The 3,236-nt window shown below is 40.3% G+C and carries 4 protein-coding genes; 3 read left to right on the forward strand and 1 reads right to left on the reverse strand.

Annotation, left to right across the window (positions count from 1 at the left end; genetic code table 11):
• Positions 1 to 57: 57 nt before the first annotated feature.
• Positions 58 to 681: a hypothetical protein gene (locus CDZ78_RS15810; protein ID WP_140414114.1), complete on the forward strand. Its 624-nt coding sequence runs from the start codon at positions 58 to 60 to the stop codon at positions 679 to 681.
• A 183-nt stretch (positions 682 to 864) separates the two neighbouring features.
• Here CDZ78_RS15810 and CDZ78_RS15815 read toward each other — a convergent pair whose 3' ends face one another.
• Complete coding sequence (locus CDZ78_RS15815; RefSeq protein WP_087870865.1) at positions 865 to 1,665, reverse strand: inositol monophosphatase family protein; 801 nt, start codon at positions 1,663 to 1,665, stop codon at positions 865 to 867.
• A 98-nt stretch (positions 1,666 to 1,763) separates the two neighbouring features.
• On the opposite strand from CDZ78_RS15815, the gene CDZ78_RS15820 reads away from it, so the two are divergent.
• Both CDZ78_RS15820 and cysE read left to right on the forward strand, forming a co-directional pair.
• Positions 1,764 to 2,492: an RNA methyltransferase gene (locus CDZ78_RS15820; protein WP_087870866.1), complete on the forward strand. Its 729-nt coding sequence runs from the start codon at positions 1,764 to 1,766 to the stop codon at positions 2,490 to 2,492.
• A complete protein-coding gene (gene cysE / locus CDZ78_RS15825; protein ID WP_087870867.1) occupies positions 2,485 to 3,228 on the forward strand; it encodes a serine O-acetyltransferase in 744 nt (247 codons plus the stop codon). Before CDZ78_RS15820 ends, cysE begins: the two co-directional genes overlap by 8 nt.
• Positions 3,229 to 3,236: the final 8 nt, after the last annotated feature.

Here is a 3,236-nt window from a genome sequence, read left to right on the forward strand (position 1 = left end):
TTCTTTATAATTTTATCCAACTGTAAATTACGCTGAGTAGTTACAAAAAATACTGATTTGAATAAACAAATCTTACAAAAGGAAGTAGTTCTATCCGGGAAAGTAAAAAGTATTTTGGGTGGAACAGGAAAGTTAAAAGATGCGGTAGAGAAATATAAACTTGAAGGTTTAACTGGAACTTATGCTTCCATGCCAAAACCAAGATATGATGATCTAACCGCTGATCATCAGCCACAGGCAGCAATACTTCAAGCCGCTGCAAAACTACCCTATTTTAAAACAGGTACAAAGGGACAAAATATGCGTGACCGAGCTGCTAGCCGTGCAAATGCTGGGTTTGCCATAAATTTACAAAGCAAACGTCATATGGAGGGGCGAACTTATGGAGGTAAAGGTACGGCTACAAAAAATAACTTTTTAAATAAAGTAGAGTCTGAAACATCATCTTTAAGCAAAGTTCAGGATAAACGAAATGCGGTTGTTAACCTTATTAAAAACGACCTGTCTGCTGATGTAACAGCAATGAGAAATGTTGTTACAAAAAAAGAGAACTGGAAAGATCTTGCTAGATTTGGGCTTAAGAAAAAAGAAGAGGATAAATTAAGGAATGATACAAAGGCGCAAATACTGTCAGGAGAAAATCGGGTCGCATCGCAAGACCTTGATTCACTGAAAGGTTAATAATCAAGGACAGGTAATGGTGTTATAGAGAAGGTTATTGTGGCTTGTGGTGAATCATTAAGTTTTCTTGCTCAGAGCATTATATAGCCATCGAGAGGAAGTTGCATTTGGTTACAAATAAAGAAATAAACTATCGAGAATAGAAGGACAAGGGGGCAAGATTCCCCCTTGATTAATCGGCTATTATTTCAAGTTATCAGTTACATGCGGTTCAATAAGCTGATACATCAGTTGGTGCATTTTTGGATTGCCGGAAATAATATTTCCTGTTTCCAGATATTGATCGTTAAAAGAAAGATCGGTCACGACACCACCTGCTTCTTTAACAATGATAATGCCGGCAGCAATATCCCAGGGCTTTAAGTCTACTTCCCAAAAAGCATCTAAACGCCCCGCCGCTAGAAAAGCTAGATCTATTGCAGCTGAACCAGTGCGACGTATTCCGGACGTATTAATACAAACCGCTTTAAACATATCCAGATAGGCATCCAGGTATTTTTGTTGTTGTGTTTTGAAAGGAAACCCAGTGCCGATTAATGCACCAGCAAGGCTAGTCTGTTTTGTAACACGAATGCGGCGGTTGTTGAGCATGGCACCTTCACCGCGTGCGGCTGTGAAGAGTTCATTAGTTAGTGGTAAGTAAATAACACCAACTTCAAGCCGGTTTTTGTGTTTTAAAGCGATTGAGACTGCATAGTGTGGGAAACCATGCAAAAAATTTGTTGTGCCATCTAAAGGGTCAATGATCCAGGTGTATTCATTGCCTTCATGTTGTCCGCTTTCCTCAGCAAGAATTGAGTGGTCAGGGTAGGCGGCTTTAATGATTTTTATAATTTCAAACTCTGCCTGACGATCAATTTCTGTAACGAAATCATGTTGCTCTTTATTATCAACTTGAATGTGGCTGACATGTTCTGATGCACGAAGAATGATGTCGCCCGCGTTTCTCGCAGCGCGGATGGCGATAGTGAGCATTGGATGCATAGCTTAAATTTTAATGAGCAATTAGAAAACCATATAGAATAGCAAAAATTTTGCTATAGTGGTTTTTATTTTTCTAGGTTTATTCATGGGGTTGAACATTGCTGTCAAATATCAGGATTGTATTGGTTGAAACAAGTCACCCAGGAAATATAGGAGCAGTTGCCAGAGCCATGAAAAATATGTGCATGAGCGAGTTGTATCTGGTTACTCCTAAAATATTTCCTAGTGCTGATGCAACATCCAGAGCATCGGGAGCAGATGATATTTTGGCATCTGCGGTGCTGTGTGACACGTTACAGGATGCCATTGCCGATTGTCAGTTGGTAATCGGGGCAAGTGCCCGCTCAAGGACTATTACGGTTCCTGAGGAATCTCCTAGAATTTGTGCGCAAAGACTAGCGGTTGAAGCACAAGATAATAAAATTGCAATTCTGTTTGGCCGAGAGAATTCGGGATTAAAAAACCATGAACTTGATTTATGTCAAACTTTACTGACTATTCCTAGTAATACGGCATATAGTTCGCTGAATATTGCTGCGGCTGTACAAGTGGTTTGTTATGAATTATTAGTTGCTTCAAGTGAGCAAGTAGCAAAACCAGAATTACGTGATGTTCCTTTAGCTAGTTCGGCTCAAATGGAATCATTTTATGAACATTTATATCAGGCACTGGATGAAATTGGATTTATCAATCCTGATAAATCTACCTCAATTATGCGCCGTTTACGTCGTGTGTATCATAGGGCGGCTCTGGATACAAAAGAACTGGATATTCTGCGTGGTATTTTAAAAAAATCAACGGCGATACTGCATAAAAAATATGATTGATTTAATAAAAGAAGATATTGCCTGTGTTTTTGAGCGCGATCCAGCTGCACAGACAATTTGGGAAGTTATTTTTGTTTATCCGGGGTTTCATGCCATATCATTGCATAGGCTCTGCCATCGTTTGTGGATAAAAGACTTTAAGTTTATTGCCAATTTTATTGCCCATATCAGTCGCTGGTTAACGGGGATAGAAATTCATCCGGGAGCAGTCGTCGGACGAAGGTTTTTTATTGATCATGGTATGGGCGTAGTGATCGGTGAAACAACGATAATAGGTGACGATTGTACCTTGTATCATGGGGTTACTCTAGGTGGAACCAGCTGGAATAAAGGCAAAAGACACCCCACTTTAAAAAATGGTGTTGTTGTCGGTGCCGGGGCGAAAATATTAGGGCCGATAGAAATTGGTGAGAATGCGCGGGTAGGCTCTAACTCAGTAATTTTAAAGGCTGTGCCAGATGGTGCAACGGTGGTTGGTATTCCAGGGCGGGTTGTTGGTGCACCGGATGCGCAAACGGCCGAACGTAAGAAAATTGCCAATAAGATGGGTTTTGATGCCTATGGAACGACAGCGGATTCTCCGGATCCTGTTGCACATGCTATTAATCATATGCTGGATCATATACAGCTTATGGATAAACAAATGCAAGATATGAAACAGGCAATGAGAGGGGCAGGTATAAAGTGTAAGAATGAAGTGATACCTGATCTGGATAATTGCGAATTGGGTAAATAGTTAACTCA

Source organism: Bathymodiolus platifrons methanotrophic gill symbiont (genome assembly GCF_002189065.1).
GTDB lineage: Bacteria > Pseudomonadota > Gammaproteobacteria > Methylococcales > Methylomonadaceae > Methyloprofundus.

Coding starts and splice junctions, on each gene's coding strand:
- CDZ78_RS15815 (WP_087870865.1), bottom strand. CDS start 1,665: ATGCATCCAATGCTCACTATCGCCATCCGCGCTGCGAGAAACGCGGGC.
- cysE (WP_087870867.1), top strand. CDS start 2,485: ATGATTGATTTAATAAAAGAAGATATTGCCTGTGTTTTTGAGCGCGAT.